Consider the following 3,062-nt stretch of genomic DNA (forward strand, 5'->3'; position numbering starts at 1 on the left):
GTGAATGGTAATTTAACCAAATCCCTCAGTAGCTATGCTCAATTAGACAGCCGATTTGGTAGCAACAACTACCGTCAACTTGGTGCGCAAATAGGTTTGAACTATTCATTCTAATAATTTAAAAAAACTCAATAAAAAAAAGCAGCACTTAATTGGTGCTGTTTTTTTATCTATATTAAATAACTTATCTAATTAAAATAATAATTAATATTATCTCTGACATTATCATGATTAATGAAGCTTTGTTACTGAGCAAATGAAGCATATAAGTAATTAAGTGTTCCTTCTGTTTGATGTTAATTTAATCAAAGAGTTAAATCAGGTTATTTTAAAGTCAAGAATGACCAATTAGATATTGATTGATTAATTAATTCATTCGATAATGTGGGTCGCATAATTTTTGCTGTTATCAGAAATTATGTTTAATTTTAAGAACAGAAAGGGAAAAGTAAATGAATAAAATTTATAAAGTTATAAAAAATCGGCAGGGAAAATGCCTGGCTGTATCTGAATTAGCTAAAGGTAGAGGAAAAAAAGCAAAATCTTTACTAATTAAAACAGCTGTAGTAGGTGCTATATCAACATTTATTGCAGGTGGTGCTTTAGCGGCAATAATACCAATAGAATCGGATGAAACAATAAAAGGTGACGGCTCTGGAACAATTCAAGGTGGGGTGAGCAATGATCAACATTTTGTAGGTATGGATGGTATAGGAAGCTTGACTATTAGTGATCAAGGTTCACTTACAACGCAGAGAATTATGGTAGGGAAAAATGAAGGAAGTTCAGGTAAATTAATACTTGATAATGGGCATCTTACCAGTACTGTGGGTAGTGTTTATTTAGGGGGGGGGGGCGATGCTGATATTTTAATCACAAACGGCGGCACTTTTACAAATACTGGATGGGCTTCAACGAGTGTTGCGTATGACAGTAGCTCTAATGCAAAAGTAACTATATCAGGTAACGGTAGTGTATTAAGTCAACGTCATGATATAAGTATAGCTAATGATGGTAATGCTGTAATTAATATACTTGATAGAGGCGTAGTTAATTCTTCTAGAGGTACATTTATAGGTAATGAAGATGGAAATGCAATCATAAATATTGATGGCCAAGGCTCTGCTTTCAATTCTACAGGTCTGAGGCTTGGAACTCAAAATACAAACAAGAAAGGTTATGGTGAAATCAATATTACTAATGGCGGAAGTCTGAATGTTGAAGATGGAGACGCTTATAAAGAATTAATTGTTAGACATGGTAAAATTTTAGTTGATGGTGAAGGGTCACAATTAAATGCCACGAAAAAAGTAAAAGTGTTTAATCACACCAAAACTGATTTAACAAGTGAGATAACTGTATCTAATAATGCAACCATGAAAGTCAAAGATGATGCTAATGGTGATAATGAAGGTATACTTATCGAAAAAGGTGGTGCAGTAAATATCGGTGGTGCTGTTGGTAAAGCAGCAGAAAAAGCAGGTACGATTGATACACCTATTATCACTTTAAAAGATGATGGCGAATTAAATTTTAACCATACCGATAAAGATTATCAAGTACTATGGGATATTGACGGTGAAGGTAACGTTAACGTTGTTTCAGGCGATAACTTTGTTAATGGTAAACATACTTATAAAGGAAAAACCAATATAACCGGTGGTTCTTTGAATGCAAATGGTGAAAATGTATTTAGCCCTAATTCTGATTACAATATTGGTAAAGGTGGTTCATTAAATTTAAATAATCATAATCAAACAGTCGGTAATGTAGTTAATGCTGGAACTATTGATTTAGGTAAAAATTCAGCAAATACAGTATTAACAGTAAATGGAGATTACCATGGTGAAAATGGTCAGCTAAATATCTATGCCGATGTTGCAAAAAAACAATCAGATAAAATGGTAGTAACGGGTAACGCAACTGGTAAGACAAATATTAATATTGTAGAAATTAACGGCAAAAATATTGAAGAAGGTGAAATAATAGATTTTGTTGAAGTTAATGGAGATGACGAATCAGAATGGCATGTTATAGAAAAACCAGATAGTGCTTTGGATTACGTTTTTGATTGGGATGCTTATGGTCGTTTATTAATAAAATACACTAATGCATTTTCAAATGTCCATAAATCGCCTGTTGCAGGTTCAGTTTTTGCCAATCATATGGCGTCGTTAAATATGTTCCGTCACAGTGCACATGATAGAGATACTTCAATTTATGTACCTGAATCAAATGTTTGGATGAGTTACAAATATAACCGCGCACAAAGTGATTTATTTGGAGGCAAACAATCAGTAAACATTCGAACCTCAGTAATAGAAATGGGTGTGGATGTATTATCACAAGAGCAATTTAAAGTTGGTGTTTATGGTGGTTATGGCCATAGTTCAACAGATACCAATCAAAAACACAGCGTACGTAAAGGGGACGGACGAGTTACTGGTTATAACTTAGGTGTTTATGGTAATTGGAATGACCAAGTAAATGGCGCAGGTTTATATGTTGATACTTGGGCTCAATACAGCTGGTTTAAAAATAACAATTCAACATATTTGTCGGAAATAAGACACTTCTCAAGTCATTATAATGGGAAGGCAATTACAGTATCAGCGGAAGCTGGTTATGGTTTAGTTCTTCATGAAGGTTTAGTTAAGAATTGGTTACTTGAACCACATGCTCAGTTAGGCTATACCTGGTCAGACAGCCACAACTTTAAGTTAGGCACACAAGGCGAAGTAAGTAATGTTAATGGTGATGGAGTACAAATGCGTTTAGGTGCAAGATTCTATGGTCAAAGCACTAAAGAAGGCTATGGAGTATTACCATTTATAGAAGCCAACTGGTTGTATGATTCTTCTTCACCGGAAGCAAAAATTAATGGTAAACATGTTGAGTCAGACATGAGTAAAAATTATATTGAATTAAAAGTGGGTGTGAATGGTAATTTAACCAAATCCCTCAGTAGCTATGCTCAATTAGACAGCCGATTTGGTAGCAACAACTACCGTCAACTTGGTGCGCAAATAGGTTTGAACTATTCATTCTAATAATTTAAAAAA

1 protein-coding gene is annotated in these 3,062 nt (G+C 34.0%); it reads left to right on the forward strand.

Annotated features, from left to right (window positions below; translation table 11 throughout):
* The first annotated feature begins 452 nt into the window (after nt 1–452).
* Nucleotides 453–3,050, forward strand: coding sequence for an autotransporter outer membrane beta-barrel domain-containing protein (locus A9G48_RS00340; RefSeq protein ID WP_034946430.1), 2,598 nt, complete (start codon nt 453–455; stop codon nt 3,048–3,050).
* Nucleotides 3,051–3,062 lie beyond the last annotated feature (12 nt).

This window comes from Gilliamella sp. wkB18, from assembly GCF_001690875.1.
Lineage (GTDB): Bacteria > Pseudomonadota > Gammaproteobacteria > Enterobacterales > Orbaceae > Gilliamella > Gilliamella apicola_A.

Coding starts and splice junctions, on each gene's coding strand:
- A9G48_RS00340 (WP_034946430.1), top strand. CDS start 453: ATGAATAAAATTTATAAAGTTATAAAAAATCGGCAGGGAAAATGCCTG.